Raw genomic sequence first — 15162 nt, forward strand, 5'->3', positions numbered from 1 at the left:
ATTGTTTATATTGTCCGTTATGTAATGTATCACCATGCGAATGGTCATGAATCCATATCATCTCTTCAAATTCGTGCCACTGTCTGTTTTGCAGATGCTGGCACGTTTTGTTGCCTGGGTAATATTACGCCTACCAAATGCTAGTATCATGCGCACTGTGCGTATCAATATGGCGCTGATTGCGCCGTCGTTATCTGCTCATCAAAAACGCGCATTAACCAAAGACATTATTTATCATCAATGTTTAACCAGTATCGAATCTATCAAAAGCTGGGCGATGCCACCGCAGTGGAGCATTGCCCAGATTCGTGACGTGCATAATAAAGAGTATTTATTAGAAGGGCTTGCCAATCCTAATGGAATGCTGGCGATTGTCCCCCATCTGGGTACGTGGGAGATGATGAACGCGTGGCTTAATCAGTTTGGCGCGCCAACGATTATGTATAAGCCTGTTAAAGGCGAGCTGACTAACGATTTTGTCTTGCAAGGTCGCTCGCGTCTTAATGCCACACTGGTTCCGACCGATGGTAGCGGTGTCAAAGCGGTTTTTAAAACCTTAAAACAAGGCGGTTTTAGTATTGTATTGCCTGATCACGTTCCTGAACCTTCAGGTGGCGTAATTGTGCCCTTTTTTGGTATTGAAACTTTAACCAGCACATTGGCGTCAAAACTGGCAAGCAAAACCAAGTGTGCCTTGGTTGGCTTATCCTGCATACGTCGTGACGACGGGCAGGGTTTTGACATTTATTGTTATAAATTAGACGATCCAGCGCTCTATGACCGCAATACTGAAACCGCTGCTCATGCGCTCAATATTGCCATGCAGCATATGATTGAATCTCATTACAGTCATTATATGTGGGGTTATCGCCGTTTTAAACAAATCCCTTTATTAGACAACCCTTATAGGGCTGACGAAAAAGCTTTGGCTGATTTTATCAACGGTAATATCCAAAAACATGCCTTACATGATAATAAGCAAATGTCTAATAATTCTGAAGTTTAATTCTAATAAGCAACATTCGTACAATCAGTTAAGCATCTAGAAATATCGTCAATGATAGCTATGCTAATATGAGCAAGCGGTTATTTATTAGGATATTTTTTGGCTGACTAGTGACTGAACAAATCTTCATTGACTTTAATATGAGTACATTATGGCGACTGACGTGACCAGCCTTTCATCGACCGAGCAACTACAAACCGATCCTAGCACTGCCGAGCAGCGTTATATTATTTGTATGAAATGGGGCGATAAATATGGTCCTGAATACGTCAACCGTCTTTATAATATGGTTAGTCGGCATTTGACCTTAGATTTTCAAATGGTTTGCCTAACCGATGATAGTACTGGCATTGACCCTGCAGTTGCTTGTTACCCCATTCCAGAAATGGATTTACCAGCTGGTCCTGAACGTGGCTGGAAAAAACTGACCACTTTTAAGCCTAAATTATATGATCTAAAAGGTGTTGCCTTATTTTTAGACATCGATATTGTTATCGTCGCTAACATTGATGCTTTTTTCACTTATGAAGCTGAGTATGAAGACAGCGTTGTCATTATTCGTGACTGGAAAAAGCCATGGCGTATGATTGGCAATAGCTCGGTTTATCGCTTTAATATAGGTATGGGTTCCTATCCTGATTTGCTCGCAAACTTTGAGCGCAACTTTGAAACCATTCGCACACAGGTTCGTCATGAGCAGGCTTATCTTTCTAACTATCTGCGTGAGCATCACCATTTAGAGTACTGGGATAAAAACTGGTGTGTCAGTTTTAAATATCAGTGTATGGCGCCTACTCCTTTGAATTTTGTACGTGCACCGACGTTACCTGAAGGCGCAAAAATTGTTATCTTTCATGGTGAGATTAATCCACCAGACGCCATCAAAGGTGGCGGCGGCAAATGGTATCGTCATGTGAAGCCTAGCCCTTGGTTGCAAGAGTATTGGGTGTAACTAAGTCATAGAAACATCTGGAACCCAACATGGAATTACCTCCTAGCGCCACTTTTAATATTGACAATCAGAGTGTTGGTATTTCTGCTTTTGATGCAAGAGAAGCCGAGCAAAACCTTCACCAGCAAGCAGTCAATATCATTGCTTCTGGTCCATCTATTACAGATTTATCATTTGCGGACTTAGTAGATACGGCGACTATTTTTGTGAATGGCAGTATTAGCCTAATGGCTCAATACAATTTTACCAATGTCGTCGGTTATGTCATTAGTGATGCGCGCTTCGTCAAACATCAACCAGATATTTTAAACAAGTACTACACAGGCCAGCCTTTGTATGCAACTCTAGCAGTGTTTGAGGCATTAGCAATCTCACACCCCAGCATGATAAGCAAATACCATAATGCAATGCGTATTATCTATCCTGCCGATCGAGCTTGGAGCGTAAAGACAAATCAGTCTTGGTTTGGTAGGCTGCTATCAAAACCACTATCACATAATAAAAAGATACCGCTAGCATTATTGGCCAATCAACCTAACTTTGTTATAGATACGCAGCATCAGCCTGCGCCTATCGGCCTATCTTTAGATATGACATATGGGTTTATAGAGGCAGGAACAGTAGCTTACGTCGCCGCCCAGTTGGCTTATTCACGTCATGCTGGCACGATCCACTTATATGGGATTGATTTATTGAATAATAACCAACCTCGATTTTATGAGAATAAAAACGATAGCGCGCCTTGTAAATTAGATAAGGCAATCACTGATCGGATTGTGCCGTCTTTTAACCTGCTAGGTAAGATTTATAAAGAAAATAACGTTCGTGTTGTAAATCATTCACCAGTCTCTCAGGGTCTATTTAGTGCACTAGATTAATTGCTATTTTTTAAATGAATTAGTAGATAGAAAGTTTTGGTCAGATACACGCTTCAATCAATATATAAATATTTACAAATAGGGTTTGCATTAAATGACAGCACCGAGTGGATGGCGAAGAAAAGCGATTTTACTGTTTAAAAGTGAAAAACGGTTAAATGCAGGAAAAATCGTCAAAACCTTTATGAATAAAAGCCTTGATGAGATGAAAGCCTCTCTAATCACAGAGGCTATGTGCGATGCTTCAGCCTTAACGCATAAACCGCGAACCAATGATTTAACTGCTCATTTGGAGAATTTAAAACATCAGTTTATCGGGCAGTCAGAGCTTTGTTTTTATCATGCCACACTCGTAGTATTACTACGTCGCAATTATAAGCCCAAAGAAATTTTTTCTGAGTTTGAGCAGTTATGGAATACAGAAACAGACTATTTGTTAGAGCATTTATCTTTACGCTGGGTTGTTTCTGCTTGTGACACCTTTGTTGATCATTCAACCGATAGCATCAGGGCTGCTATTTTGATGAATATCACCACGCTTGTGACTACTTTAAGAGTTTATGAAAGTAAACAGTTTTTGCTACGACCTGCTAATTGTGAATCTTTGCCCCTACTCGACGACAATATTGAGGCGTTTTATCGGAATGACATTCCTTTATACGACGGCTTGACTTATTTTCGTATTGGCTCTGATGATACTTTAAAAAACATGCGTAAGCGTTACGAGAGTTTTTATGGGGCCGATAAGCTAGCGACGACAATGCTATTATCCGTTTTTGACAAGCTTCAAAAAAACAACAGTGCTTTTTCTACTATGCGCTCATTACATAAGAGTAAAAACTCTGAGTGGTGGTTAGATTAAAATCAGTTACTAATACTACTGGATATATTTGAAATACTTATCTAATATAGCGCCAGAAAATCTCACCATCCATGTTTTATTATTAAATTTACAGAGCTTTCCATGACTTCAGCTTCAACCCCATTATTCTTCGAAAAAATCAGTGCACCGGATAGCTTTATCGTATGTTGTTTTTATACCGATAGTTATCGCAGTCATGCTTTAAATCTAAAGCAATCGCTCGATGAATTTAACCTCAATTACTACTTTAAAGAAGTGGAAGATGCGGGTTACTGGGAAGCAAATACTCGCATCAAACCACACTTCATTTTAGAATGTCTAAAAAAACTCCCTAATAAAAATATTTTATATTTAGATGCCGATGCACTGGTCAAAAAACCTTTAGATTATTTTAATACTATTACTGCTGATGTCGCTTTTTATAAGACTAAAGGACTGCCGGGCATGTCGCACGACTATCTAGCTAGTACTATGTTTTTTAGCAATACTGCCAATACTATAAATTTAGTAGAACAATGGATAACCGAACAAGTAGACGGCAAACTAACACAAGTGGACCAAGACAGTTTGGATGTCGCTATGGAGAAGCTTGGCGACACTTTAACCGTAGAAGCACTCAATCCCGGTTATATAAAAATATTCGATAAAGACTATGATGGTGATATTTATATTGAGCAATATCAGGCCAGCCGTGGTCATACTAAGCTTAAACGGCAAAAGATACGACAGCGTAATAGATTTATAGGCGGTATTGTATTGTTAATTGTTATAACTATCGGTATTTTATTAAATAAATAACTATTGTCTAGAGTATATCCTAATTTTGAAAATACCAGAAAATGTTAGGTAAGTTTTTTCGAGTTAAGAACTTATCCTAAATACAGTTAAATACTCATCACTTAGCCCATGCTTGTTTGTTTAGCACAGCTTTCTGCAAACGCCAAATATTTTTTAGCGATGGGAATAGGAAGAAGCGCTTCATTAAAAGGAGCAGAGAATTGTTGTGAGTCTTTCATAGCTTGGTTTAACTTCTCACTGATAAGGGTGATATCATCTGTTGGCATCAAATTCTTTTTTGGTAGCATCTCTTTAGGTCCAGACTTGCAATCAGTACTAATGATTGGAGTTCCAACCGCTAATCCTTCTGCAACAACTAAAGGACATCCTTCCCAGTTCGAAGTTAATATTTGAAATCTAGCATGTTTAATATAAGGAAATACATTTTCACAAAACCCGAGAAGAACAACTTTATCTGACAAATCGAGATCTATAATTAATTGTTCTATTTCACTTTTAAGCTTACCTTGACCCGCTAATAACAATGGCAAAGACTGATCTGTCTGTGCATAAGCCTTTAATAAAATATCGTGGCGCTTTGCTTCCTTAAAACTACCAACGTGAATAATATAGTTTTGATACTCTGGAATAAAAGCTTCAGCTAAATTCTGAATACCATCTCTATCAATTGGGTTATGAATAGCAGTTACTGGGATACTCTCACCAAAATATCTTACAAAATCTTCTTTAACACCCTCGCTTACACACACGCAAGGATGTTTTGAATATCTATCTCTTAGTGTTAACTTCAAATTATCACTATCTGTTTCATTAAACTTATAATATAACGATAACGTATTATGGATAACATAAATAATATTTGGCAGCTTACTATAACAAAAAATACTGTCTGAACGCTCCAGATTAGATAAAAGCAAAGTAGGCTGACCAATATTCTTAAGAATATAGTTGTCTACTTTTTTGGCAATAACTGAATAGCGTATCTTACCTTTTGGTAACCAACGATAACGCTCGTAGTCTATTAAATGATAAGTTAAATTTTCGTCTAACGTAAACTCTACTTTAGCATTAAATCGCAATACATGAACATCAAAGCCTAATTGATGAAAAGCTGCCCCTATTGTTAAAACAAATCGCTCGGCACCCGCGCCTTGTAGGGAGTTGATAGATAGGACAATCTTATCTTTTTGTGACGCCATAGCACGCATCAAGTATCCTCAATCGTTTTTTATAAAGTTGCATGCTACCTGCATTTCAATAATATTGACAGTTTATAAGTTAAATAAACGCGAAAAAAATGACTTAGTATCTTTTTGACGGGTTATCTTATTGCCTTTATAACGCTTATGCGTTTTTTTCGGAAAATGACCAAACGGCGAAACGCGATAATCATCTAGTTTATATCCAGCAGCAAGTGCTTCATTATAATAGCTATCAAATAATTCACTAAGCTCAGTTCTTGGATGTGGCATTATTTTACCATCGAACCAATGTTTAAACCCCTCCTCCTCGACTCTTGCAAGCGCGTATTTATGACTAAACTGCGTGCCCATGTCTGAATAATGTAATATCTTAATCTGTTCTAATGCCAAGTCTTCACCATCGATACAATTATAGCTATCTTCATAAGGTTCAACGAGTTGAGGGTTAAACTTAATTAAATCCATCATTTTTTGATGACTATCAACATCTTGTCTAAGCTGGTCAACTGGCAGTATCTTGCTTTTCGCTTTGGTACAATCCCATAGGCAGGTACATAACCTCGTCATATCAGCATTCGTTTTAGCAGCTACGATAGCTTGGCCTTCAATAGGATGTTGCCATAGTTGAGCCAAGTCGCTCAAGATGACCACATCGGCGTCCATATAAATTGCTCTGCCAGAATAGTTACAATATTCTGGAATTGCCCAACGGAATCCTGAAAAAGGGGTTGCCCACTTAGCCGTATTCCAACCTTCTCCTGTTTCAGTGTTAGAATACCAATAACTATCTGGATTGCGTGATAGCTGCATCCATATGATTTCGACTAGCGATTTGGTATGTTTACGAATACTATACTCTAAAACCATCATTTGCTCTAAATCACAGTTATTAGGATCGCACCCTACAAAAACTTTGATAATCTCATCACTCATAATTAAATCCTAATAATTAAGTATAATAAAAATTATTATATGTTAATGGTTTTTAATAACGAAAAACTCATAATACGACAGATAAAAATCGTGCCCGACTATGCCTATCTATCAATTGTCTCTATAATACGGAAAAACTTATAGACCAGACTTACTTTAAGTTGGTTGTATTATTATAAGGCTCGTATTATGACACCCGCTGAACAATCGTCCTCTTATGCTCAGCCTATAAATAATGGCATGGATATTCTCTCTAAACAACAGCCTGAAAAACCTAAATCTTGGCGCGGGTTTGGGTTGTTTTTAATGGCTTACTTTTTGGTTTGGTCTATCACTCCAAGCTTTCTAGCCAGCAGTGTACCCTTCGATGTTAGCGAGGGTATAAATTGGGGCAGCGAATGGCAATGGGGCTATTATAAACATCCCCCATTATCGTCATGGATATTATACAGCTTTTATCAATTGTTTGGTCATGTTGGCCCTTATTTACTCAGCCAATTATCTGTCTTACTGACCTTAGTCCTAATTTATCAGTTAGGTAAGAAGATTTGGTCACCAACCACCGCTCTAATCGGTAGCGCGTTAACTTTAGCGGTTCTGTACTACACTTACCCTAGCCTTGAGTTTAATCACAACGTCGCTCAGTTTCCCATTTGGGCAGGGTTGTACTTAGCGTTTTATCAATCTTTGACTCAAAACCGTCTCAGAGATTGGATATTACTGGGTGTGATTGGTGGACTTGGCATGCTAACCAAGTACACCGTGATATTCTTACTGATACCAATGGCATTCTATTTAATGCTGCCAAAACAGTGGCCATTATTAAAACAACCGAAACCGTGGATAGCGGCTTTTATTATGTTGGCTATCTTCGCACCGCATTTATATTGGTTAGCAACGCACGATTGGTTGCCGCTTAGTTATGCCAGTGGACGCTCGCAAGAGGTTGCTGCGGGGGCATATAACATCAAGCGGCATTTTAGCTGGATAGGATTTATCATTGCTCAGCTTGTCGCCCATATTCCGCTACTAATTATGCTTGCTGTTAATCGCAAGCGTTTATTAAAGACTGATGACTACAAGCACAGCTTACCGCAGGACGCAGGACTGCTTTGGTATATGTGGTTATCACCAATCGCGGTATTGGTTGTTTTAAGCTTGGTGTTTGGGGTGGGCTTGCGTGATATGTGGGGCATGCCAATGTGGGCACTGTCAGGGTTGCTCGCTGCCTCCTTGATAGCACCTGCCACTCAATTATTAACCGCCATCAAGCTACGAAAAGCTCTGACTATTTGGTTGTCCCTTGTTACCGTACTAATGGTAGTATATGTGGGCTTCGGCGACAAGATTCGTCATAAGCCTTCTCGTATGCAGTGGCCGGAGCAGGCATTGACAGTTCAAGCACAGACTACTTGGCAATCATTGAGTAGCTGTACACTTGATAGCGTTTCAGGTGATCGCTGGCTTGGCGCATTAGTGGCGATGAATAGCGGCTTTCCCTCACAAATGATATCCGGTCCTGCCAGTCACTCGCCCTGGATGAACACCCAGCGCCTACAAGAAAATGGCACGTTAGTCATGTGGCAAGAGGGCGAAGAAGATATCGTCCTGCCGTTGCTTGATGATGTTGATGCTATTGCCAATACTGAAGTAGAGAATAGCCATAACAACGCTAATGCCTTAATTAAGCAGCAAGGTCAATGGCAGATTGATTGGCGTGACGGTAAGATAGAAAAACCGTTATTGATAAACTGGGTGGCTTATGTCCCAAGTCGCTGCTTTAAGCATTCTAAATAAAACTTTGCCTATCAGCATTTGCTTATCAGCGGCTGGTAAATAGCCATTTATATGAATAAAATAATTGAGTGTTTATGCTAGAACAGTTGTCACAATCTCGCCCTTATTTGTCAATTATTATGCCTGCGTATAATGATGCTGAAGCCTTACAAGCCTTTTTGCCAGAGGTCTTCGCCTTTACGCAGACACTACGCGCGCCAGTAGATATAGCATCGGCCAAGCAAAATCTAGAGAGCTCAACAGCAAGAATAGCAAACTGTGAGATTATTATTGTTGATGATGGTAGCCGCGATAACTTAGTCGAGGTAGTCACACAGTTAATGCCTACTCGTCCAGCAAATACAGAATTAGAGCTCATACGTTTATCGCGTAATTTTGGTAAAGAGCCTGCGCTCAGTGCTGGTCTAGCAGCTGCGCGAGGCGAGATGGTTGCTATGATTGACGCCGATGGACAGCATCCCTTAGCAGTATTAGCACAAATGCTAACGATGATTGAGCAATCAGATATTGATATGGTCGCGGGTATTCAAGCCAATCGCCCGCATGAAAGCCGACTTGCAAAAACTTTAAAAGGCAGTTTTTATCATTTTATCCAAGACAGTCAGCGCTACGAGATTCGTCCTAATGCCGGTGATTTTCGGGTGATGAATCTCAAGGTGCTAAATGCTTTACGCTCATTACCAGAGCGCCAACGCTTTATGAAAGGCTTGTATGCTTGGGTTGGCTTTAATACGGTCTATTTGCCCTTTACCGCTGCCAATCGCGATACTGGTGAAAGTAAATTTAACTATGGCAGCTTGTTTGAATTGGCACTTGTAGGTATTACCTCCTTTTCTCAGCGACCACTGCGGCTGATTTCCCGCATAGGTTTTGCAGTCTCTGCATTGGCTTTTTTATACGGCTTATATATCGTGATAGATACCTTAATATTTGGTAGCGATGTCGCAGGCTGGGCAACGGTTGCCGCAGGAATTATGTTCTCTACTGGTATACAACTGGTTTGTATTGGCGTGATTGGCGAATATGTCGGTAGACTCTATGAAGAGGTTAAGCAGCGACCACTGTATTTAATCGATGAAGTCATCAATAGCAAGTCTGCGCATACTACTCATCAATACGCTGATAATTACCTACAGGCGACGGCCAAAAGTGCAATGGACAAACCAGCTGATGAATAACACAGCAGAAACGCAATCGAATGCTATGCAAGCCCTTTGGTTTTTAGCCGTTGGTGCCAGTGCGGCTTTGGTGCATTTTTTAGTATTGGTCAGTATTGTTAATTTCACGACTGCCACGCCAGCATGGGCAAACGTAGGCGCTTTTTTACTTGCTTTTATGGTCAGCTTTTTCGGGCATTTTTATCTTACCTTTAAACAATCAGAGTATTCAGATAAGAGCATTCAGCACAACAATAATCATATTCATAAAAAAAAGCATCTTCCTGCTTTAGGAAAATGGTTTAGTAGTTCTGCTGCAGGATTTATTGCCAATCAAGGCTTATTTGTTTTAGGGTTACGTTGGTTTGGCGAGCAGTATTATATAGTGATATGGCTACTGGTCACGGGCGTTATTACCGTTATGACCTTTGCCTTGGGCAAGTTTTGGGCGTTTAAATCATGAGCCATCCTCATTATAAAGAGCAAGCTGCTGCGCTATCTAACCATGCCCGCCCTGTGATTATTAACGTTGATGATTTAGGATTGTCGACTGCCGTTAACGATGCCGTCATTCATCTTGCTGAACTTGGACGTATTGGTGCCAGCAGCTATATGGTTGGCGGTACAATTACGGATAGCGATATCAATCGTCTGAACCAACTCAATGTCGATATTGGCTTGCATTTAGATTTGACGGGTATATTTGCTTCCGCCCTGCGTGGTTCATTAAAATCAATCATTATCGCTAGCTACTTGCGTCGTTTTAATCCCATGCAAGTAACCGATATTATTAAACAACAATTAGATGGATTTGAAGAACGCTTTAATCGTGCGCCTGTATTTATTGACGGACATCAACATATTCATCAGTTTCCTGTTATTCGTGAGGGTTTGATTAAAGAGCTCACTAACCGCTATAGTGATAAGATAGCAAAAGGCATGCTGAGCGCACGCGTTACTACACCGCTTATCAATGACGTAAAGTCTTGGATCATTTATATACTAGGTGGTTATGCTTGGCGAAAATCTTGTCAGCATCATCGAATTATAACCAATGATAAATTTGGTGGGGTTTATGGTTTTGATGCTGATCGTCAGCAATTAGCAATGTTATGGAAAAAGTGGCTGCAAGCTGCACCCTGTCATACAGCTAACGTATCACCTACACTGATTATGTGTCATCCTGCTGTTCCTGAAAGTAGAAGTAATAGCTGGCAGGATGACATCAAAGGGGCTCGTGAGATTGAGTATAAGTGGTTAATCAGTGACGAGTTTGCAGAGTTATTAGCTCAGTATGAAGTAAAATTGATGCGCTGGTCAGATATAACATCACCCTCTTGAACCTTTAATAATTATCAAAGTCATAATAAAAGTGACGCAATGATAAAGAGAAAAAAGCTAAGACTGTTTCAGTCTTAGCTTTTTTATTTCATACAATATGGTTTTAAAAATAAAATGCAGCTTTAAAAATTAATCAATAAAGCTTAACCAATCCATATATTGCTCATTACGGCCATGGACTACATCAAAGTACAAGGTTTGCAACTTCTCAGTCAATGGACCACGACCACCATTACCGATGACGCGGTCATCGTATTCACGAATAGGCGTCACTTCAGCCGCGGTACCTGTCATAAAGATTTCATCGGCTAAGTAAAACTCGTCACGAGTGATACGGCGCTCAACGACTTTGATACCCAAATCATCAGCGAATTGAATGATAGTACGGCGAGTGATACCGTCAAGGGCGCCGCCGCCCAAATCTGGGGTATGCAGTACACCATCTTTGACTAAGAACAAGTTCTCGCCCGCGCCTTGGCAGACATAACCTTGTGGGTCCATCAAGATAGCTTCATCATAGCCATTACGCGTGACTTCTTGGTTAGCCATTATAGACACAGGATAGTTGCTTGAGGCTTTAGCTTTACACATGGTCACGTTGGTCATGTGATGGGTAAATGACGAGGTTTTTACACGGATACCGTTTTTGATACCGTCTTCACCAAGATATGCGCCCCAATGCCAAGCAGCGACCATCGCATTGATACTATTGTCACGCGATGATAGACCCAATTTCTCGGCGCCAACCCAAATAAGTGGGCGAATATAGGCTTCTGCCAAGTTGTTTTGCTTAACCACATCTTTTTGCGCTTGCTCAAGTGCGGCTGCATCAAACGGTACATTCATTTGAAATATTTTGGCAGAACCCAGTAGACGATCGGTATGGTCTTTTAAGCGAAAAATTGCAGTGCGATTGTCAGCCGTTTGGTAAGCACGTACCCCTTCAAACACCGCCATACCATAATGCAGGCTATGCGTAAGCACATGAACCTTGGCATCTGGCTGTTCAATCATCGTGCCATTCATCCAAAGCTTACCTTCTTGTGTTGCCATATTCATTTAATAGTCCTTATGCTAGCGCTGACGTCTAACTTTTCTTGTTGAGTGTTAATGGTTAAATAAGTGTTTTAAGTAAAATTGCCTGCTGACACTGAGTGCCTATTTTTAGATGCAATTTCAGATGCAATTTTTCTATCTGCAAATTTAAGGTGCCAGTGATTATAGCACCGGCACGAGAAGCAAATACAATATTTTAGTTTATCACTGCATGGCTTTTATTCATATACCATTCGTTACAATGGCTATCAAAGCCCTACGCTTATTGCAATGAACTTATAACGCCGCATTATTGTTTTATGGCAGGATTATTCAGCAGATTCTACGCCCATCAAATGCTGCCACTGCGCTTGTACCAGTGCTCGCGTTTCTGTCCATAATGACTCATCCACCAGTAACGATTGCTCAGATAGTGCCAATTGATGGGTCGCGGCGCGGATACGTAAATACGCATCGGTCAAATCTTGGCAAACTTCTACTTCCCAAATACCAAGCGCGGCAACTTCTTCAAAAATACGTACGTTATCACTCCATTTGGTCAAGCTTGGATGTTCATGCGAATAAGCCAATACCGCAAACTGCGCGAGAAACTCAATGTCTACAATACCGCCCGCATCTTGTTTAAGATGGAACTTGCCCGCTTGCTGCTGGTGCTGACTGGTGCCCAAATGCTTTTGCATTTTAATACGCATACTGGTTACTTCGATACGGACTTGCTCAATGGTACGCGGTAGCGCCAAAACGGTACGACGAATGTCACAAAAACGGGCGGTCACGCGCTTATCACCGCAGATAGCTCGCGCCCGTACCAATGCTTGATGCTCCCAAGACCAAGCCTTCTCAAGCTGATAGGTTTCAAACGCATGACAAGAAACCACCATCATGCCCGCATTGCCCGAGGGACGCAGGCGCATATCGACTTCATAAGCACGGCCATCACGAGTTTGGGTATTCAGATAAGTCATCAGCTTTTGCGCCAAACGGGCGGCAAACTTCATACCACTGACCGATTTTTCACCCGTGGTCATGCCCTGCTCTTTTATTTTATGCAAAAACACCAAGTCTAAATCGGATGAATAGGATAACTCAAGCCCGCCAAGCTTGCCATAACCAATAATCGCAAAGCCGCAATCCGCTTCGGTGACCGGATCGCCATCTTGACCAATTGGGTAACCATAACGTTTGACGATTTCCGCAAAGGCACGCTCCAGCGCCGCCTCTAACACCACAGCAGCAATGTAGGTCAGTGAGTCTGACACTTTCATGATAGGGCGCTCTGCCAGCACGTCACTGGCAGCCACTGCGAGCACTTGGTTCTTTTTAAACAATCGCAGTACGCTCAGCAATTCTTCTTCATCGTTAGGCTCTACGCGCAACAACTGCTGGCGCAAAATATCACGCAGCTCAAGCTTGTCTGGCAGATGTCGATAGCGCTGCTGCAAAAACGTGTCTAAAAGTACCGGATACTGCGCCAACTCTTTTGCAATCCAAGGGCTAGCCGACAACATCGGAATCAGCTCAACGGTGGCATTGGGGTTTTCTGCAATCATCACCAAATAAATAGAACGGCGGCAAATGGCTTCTAGCAAATTTATTAAACGCGGCAAAGCGATATTAGCAAGTTGCTGCTGCTCTTCATGGACAAGGAGCGCGTGGACAATCACAGGATACGCATCATCCAAACGCTCACGCGCTTCATCGCTCAAATTGGCGACCATTTTTGACTGCCAAAAACCTTGTAAACGCTCGCGATTTTCTTCAGTTAATACCTCATTTAAGCGCGCAATCTGCTCGTTTAGATGTTCAGGCTCAAACTCATCATCGTCTTGATCCGGTATCTGCCGTTCAGTAACCATACGCTCAAACGGCACATTGACATGATAGCGGTGATCATTCAGCGTCGCTAATAACCCAGCCCAATCATCAAAGCCAAGGGTCATTGCCAAATTATGCTGCCACTCTGGGTCATGCGGTAAGCGCTGCGTTTGCTGATCGTTAATCGCTTGAATACCGTGTTCAAGGCGCCGTAAAAAACGATAAGCTGCCTGCAGTTCTTGATAAGTAGTTTCTTCTAAATACCCAAGTTGACACAGTGCCTGCATCGCTGCCAAACAAGACTTAACCTGTAACTGCGGATGCCGACCACCATAAATCAGTTGAAAGGCTTGAACGATAAACTCAATGTCTCTGATACCACCCGCGCCAAGCTTGATATTGTCTAAGTCTTCGCGCTGAGCGACTTGATTTTGAATCAGAGACTTCATCTCTCTGAGGGCTGAAAAAGCACTATAATCAACGTAATAACGAAATACAAAAGGCTTAATCAGCGCTTGTATGTCATCGTAAAACGGCTGCTCGATGTGTCCAACCACGCGGGCTTTGAGCCAAGCAAAACGCTCCCACGCCCGCCCATGCTGGGCAAAGTACTTCTGCAATGCGGATAAATGAATCGCCAAATCACTGCCATCGCCCCACGGACGCAAACGCATATCAACCCTAAACACAAAACCATCAGCGGTATTATTATCGAGCAGTCTAATAATACCTTGTCCAAGCCGGGTCATAAAACGCTTGTTATCAATACTGCGCGTGCCTTTTGCTTTGTCACCGTCTGTTTCACCGCGCGCCTGATGCACAAAAATAAGGTCGATATCACTGGATAAATTGAGCTCATGCGCGCCAAGCTTACCCATTGCCATAATCGCCATATCATCGACTTGCACATTCCCCTTCGCATTAATAAAGGTCGGCTGCCCATATTGCGCAATCAGCTGCTGATAGGTATAGTCTTTGGCAAATAAAATGCAGCCATCGGCAAATTCAGACAGCTCATCGGTCAATTGCTCAAGCTCAATCATGGCCAAGGCATCTTGCCAAATCCAGCGCATCATTAGCAGCATACGCAAATGCCGCAAACCACTCATTACCTTGTCTTCATTGGCGAGCTGATAATTCTCATCCAAGGTATAATCTTGAATCAAATCATCAATTTGCTGGCGCGTTAACGTGCTCTGTAATGGATAACTGCGCAAAAACGTCTGGCAAGCGCCCGTTCGACTTTTCCAAACCTGATAAGCAAACTCGCTGGCAGTCTGTAGCACTTGTAGCTGCTCTGGGCTAGGCTGAAAGCCTGTACTACTAGGCATGGTAGATAGCATAACGACGACAACTCCTTGCAGC

At 41.6% G+C, this 15162-nt stretch carries 13 protein-coding genes; 9 read left to right on the forward strand and 4 right to left on the reverse strand.

Annotation, left to right across the window (positions count from 1 at the left end):
- The first annotated feature begins 46 nt into the window (after window positions 1-46).
- The 5 genes from AB8P72_RS07485 (at window position 47) to AB8P72_RS07505 (ending at window position 4496) form a co-directional block, all read left to right on the forward strand.
- Complete coding sequence (locus tag AB8P72_RS07485) at window positions 47-1006, forward strand: lysophospholipid acyltransferase family protein (RefSeq protein ID WP_198328983.1); 960 nt, start codon at window positions 47-49, stop codon at window positions 1004-1006.
- A 151-nt stretch (window positions 1007-1157) separates the two neighbouring features.
- Window positions 1158-1958, forward strand: coding sequence for a glycosyltransferase (locus tag AB8P72_RS07490; RefSeq protein ID WP_191692477.1), 801 nt, complete (start codon window positions 1158-1160; stop codon window positions 1956-1958).
- A 29-nt stretch (window positions 1959-1987) separates the two neighbouring features.
- Window positions 1988-2836 (forward strand): hypothetical protein, encoded by an 849-nt coding sequence (locus tag AB8P72_RS07495; RefSeq protein ID WP_369957557.1) that lies wholly within the window; start codon window positions 1988-1990, stop codon window positions 2834-2836.
- A gap of 94 nt (window positions 2837-2930) precedes the next feature.
- Entirely contained in the window at window positions 2931-3698 is a 768-nt protein-coding gene (locus AB8P72_RS07500) for a hypothetical protein (RefSeq protein ID WP_068408739.1), read from the forward strand.
- 102 nt (window positions 3699-3800) lie between these two features.
- Window positions 3801-4496, forward strand: a complete 696-nt coding sequence (locus AB8P72_RS07505; RefSeq protein ID WP_369957558.1) for a putative nucleotide-diphospho-sugar transferase — start codon at window positions 3801-3803, stop codon at window positions 4494-4496.
- 101 nt (window positions 4497-4597) lie between these two features.
- On the opposite strand, the gene AB8P72_RS07510 is transcribed toward AB8P72_RS07505, so the two are convergent.
- Together AB8P72_RS07510 and AB8P72_RS07515 are read right to left on the reverse strand one after the other, a co-directional pair.
- On the reverse strand, window positions 4598-5704 hold the full coding sequence (locus tag AB8P72_RS07510; RefSeq protein ID WP_227515021.1) for a glycosyltransferase: 1107 nt from the start codon (window positions 5702-5704) through the stop codon (window positions 4598-4600).
- Between the two features lie 63 nt (window positions 5705-5767).
- A complete protein-coding gene (locus AB8P72_RS07515) occupies window positions 5768-6631 on the reverse strand; it encodes a glycosyltransferase (protein WP_068408735.1) in 864 nt (287 codons plus the stop codon).
- Window positions 6632-6820: 189 nt separating this feature from the next.
- Here AB8P72_RS07515 and AB8P72_RS07520 point away from each other — a divergent pair, with 189 nt between their 5' ends.
- The 4 genes from AB8P72_RS07520 (at window position 6821) to AB8P72_RS07535 (ending at window position 10926) form a co-directional block, all read left to right on the forward strand.
- Complete coding sequence (locus AB8P72_RS07520) at window positions 6821-8428, forward strand: glycosyltransferase family 39 protein (protein ID WP_369957559.1); 1608 nt, start codon at window positions 6821-6823, stop codon at window positions 8426-8428.
- Between the two features lie 74 nt (window positions 8429-8502).
- Window positions 8503-9606, forward strand: a complete 1104-nt coding sequence (locus tag AB8P72_RS07525; RefSeq protein ID WP_305935563.1) for a glycosyltransferase family 2 protein — start codon at window positions 8503-8505, stop codon at window positions 9604-9606.
- A complete protein-coding gene (locus AB8P72_RS07530; RefSeq protein ID WP_068408729.1) occupies window positions 9599-10048 on the forward strand; it encodes a GtrA family protein in 450 nt (149 codons plus the stop codon). Before AB8P72_RS07525 ends, AB8P72_RS07530 begins: the two co-directional genes overlap by 8 nt.
- Window positions 10045-10926 carry a ChbG/HpnK family deacetylase gene (locus AB8P72_RS07535; protein ID WP_068408727.1) on the forward strand — a complete coding sequence of 294 codons (882 nt, stop codon included), beginning with the start codon at window positions 10045-10047 and terminating at the stop codon, window positions 10924-10926. Before AB8P72_RS07530 ends, AB8P72_RS07535 begins: the two co-directional genes overlap by 4 nt.
- Window positions 10927-11055: 129 nt before the next feature.
- Here AB8P72_RS07535 and AB8P72_RS07540 read toward each other — a convergent pair whose 3' ends face one another.
- Together AB8P72_RS07540 and glnE are read right to left on the reverse strand one after the other, a co-directional pair.
- On the reverse strand, window positions 11056-11985 hold the full coding sequence (locus tag AB8P72_RS07540) for a branched-chain amino acid transaminase (RefSeq protein WP_068408726.1): 930 nt from the start codon (window positions 11983-11985) through the stop codon (window positions 11056-11058).
- Window positions 11986-12290: 305 nt separating this feature from the next.
- On the reverse strand, window positions 12291-15140 hold the full coding sequence (gene glnE, locus AB8P72_RS07545) for a bifunctional [glutamate--ammonia ligase]-adenylyl-L-tyrosine phosphorylase/[glutamate--ammonia-ligase] adenylyltransferase (protein ID WP_082894412.1): 2850 nt from the start codon (window positions 15138-15140) through the stop codon (window positions 12291-12293).
- Window positions 15141-15162: the final 22 nt, after the last annotated feature.

Source organism: Psychrobacter sp. CLB018, from assembly GCF_041222815.1.
Taxonomy (GTDB): Bacteria; Pseudomonadota; Gammaproteobacteria; order Pseudomonadales; family Moraxellaceae; genus Psychrobacter; species Psychrobacter faecalis.

Coding starts and splice junctions, on each gene's coding strand:
- AB8P72_RS07540 (WP_068408726.1), bottom strand. CDS start 11,985: ATGAATATGGCAACACAAGAAGGTAAGCTTTGGATGAATGGCACGATG.
- AB8P72_RS07485 (WP_198328983.1), top strand. CDS start 47: ATGAATCCATATCATCTCTTCAAATTCGTGCCACTGTCTGTTTTGCAG.
- AB8P72_RS07525 (WP_305935563.1), top strand. CDS start 8,503: ATGCTAGAACAGTTGTCACAATCTCGCCCTTATTTGTCAATTATTATG.
- AB8P72_RS07495 (WP_369957557.1), top strand. CDS start 1,988: ATGGAATTACCTCCTAGCGCCACTTTTAATATTGACAATCAGAGTGTT.
- AB8P72_RS07520 (WP_369957559.1), top strand. CDS start 6,821: ATGACACCCGCTGAACAATCGTCCTCTTATGCTCAGCCTATAAATAAT.
- AB8P72_RS07505 (WP_369957558.1), top strand. CDS start 3,801: ATGACTTCAGCTTCAACCCCATTATTCTTCGAAAAAATCAGTGCACCG.
- glnE (WP_082894412.1), bottom strand. CDS start 15,140: ATGCTATCTACCATGCCTAGTAGTACAGGCTTTCAGCCTAGCCCAGAG.
- AB8P72_RS07510 (WP_227515021.1), bottom strand. CDS start 5,704: ATGCGTGCTATGGCGTCACAAAAAGATAAGATTGTCCTATCTATCAAC.
- AB8P72_RS07500 (WP_068408739.1), top strand. CDS start 2,931: ATGACAGCACCGAGTGGATGGCGAAGAAAAGCGATTTTACTGTTTAAA.
- AB8P72_RS07515 (WP_068408735.1), bottom strand. CDS start 6,631: ATGAGTGATGAGATTATCAAAGTTTTTGTAGGGTGCGATCCTAATAAC.
- AB8P72_RS07490 (WP_191692477.1), top strand. CDS start 1,158: ATGGCGACTGACGTGACCAGCCTTTCATCGACCGAGCAACTACAAACC.
- AB8P72_RS07530 (WP_068408729.1), top strand. CDS start 9,599: ATGAATAACACAGCAGAAACGCAATCGAATGCTATGCAAGCCCTTTGG.
- AB8P72_RS07535 (WP_068408727.1), top strand. CDS start 10,045: ATGAGCCATCCTCATTATAAAGAGCAAGCTGCTGCGCTATCTAACCAT.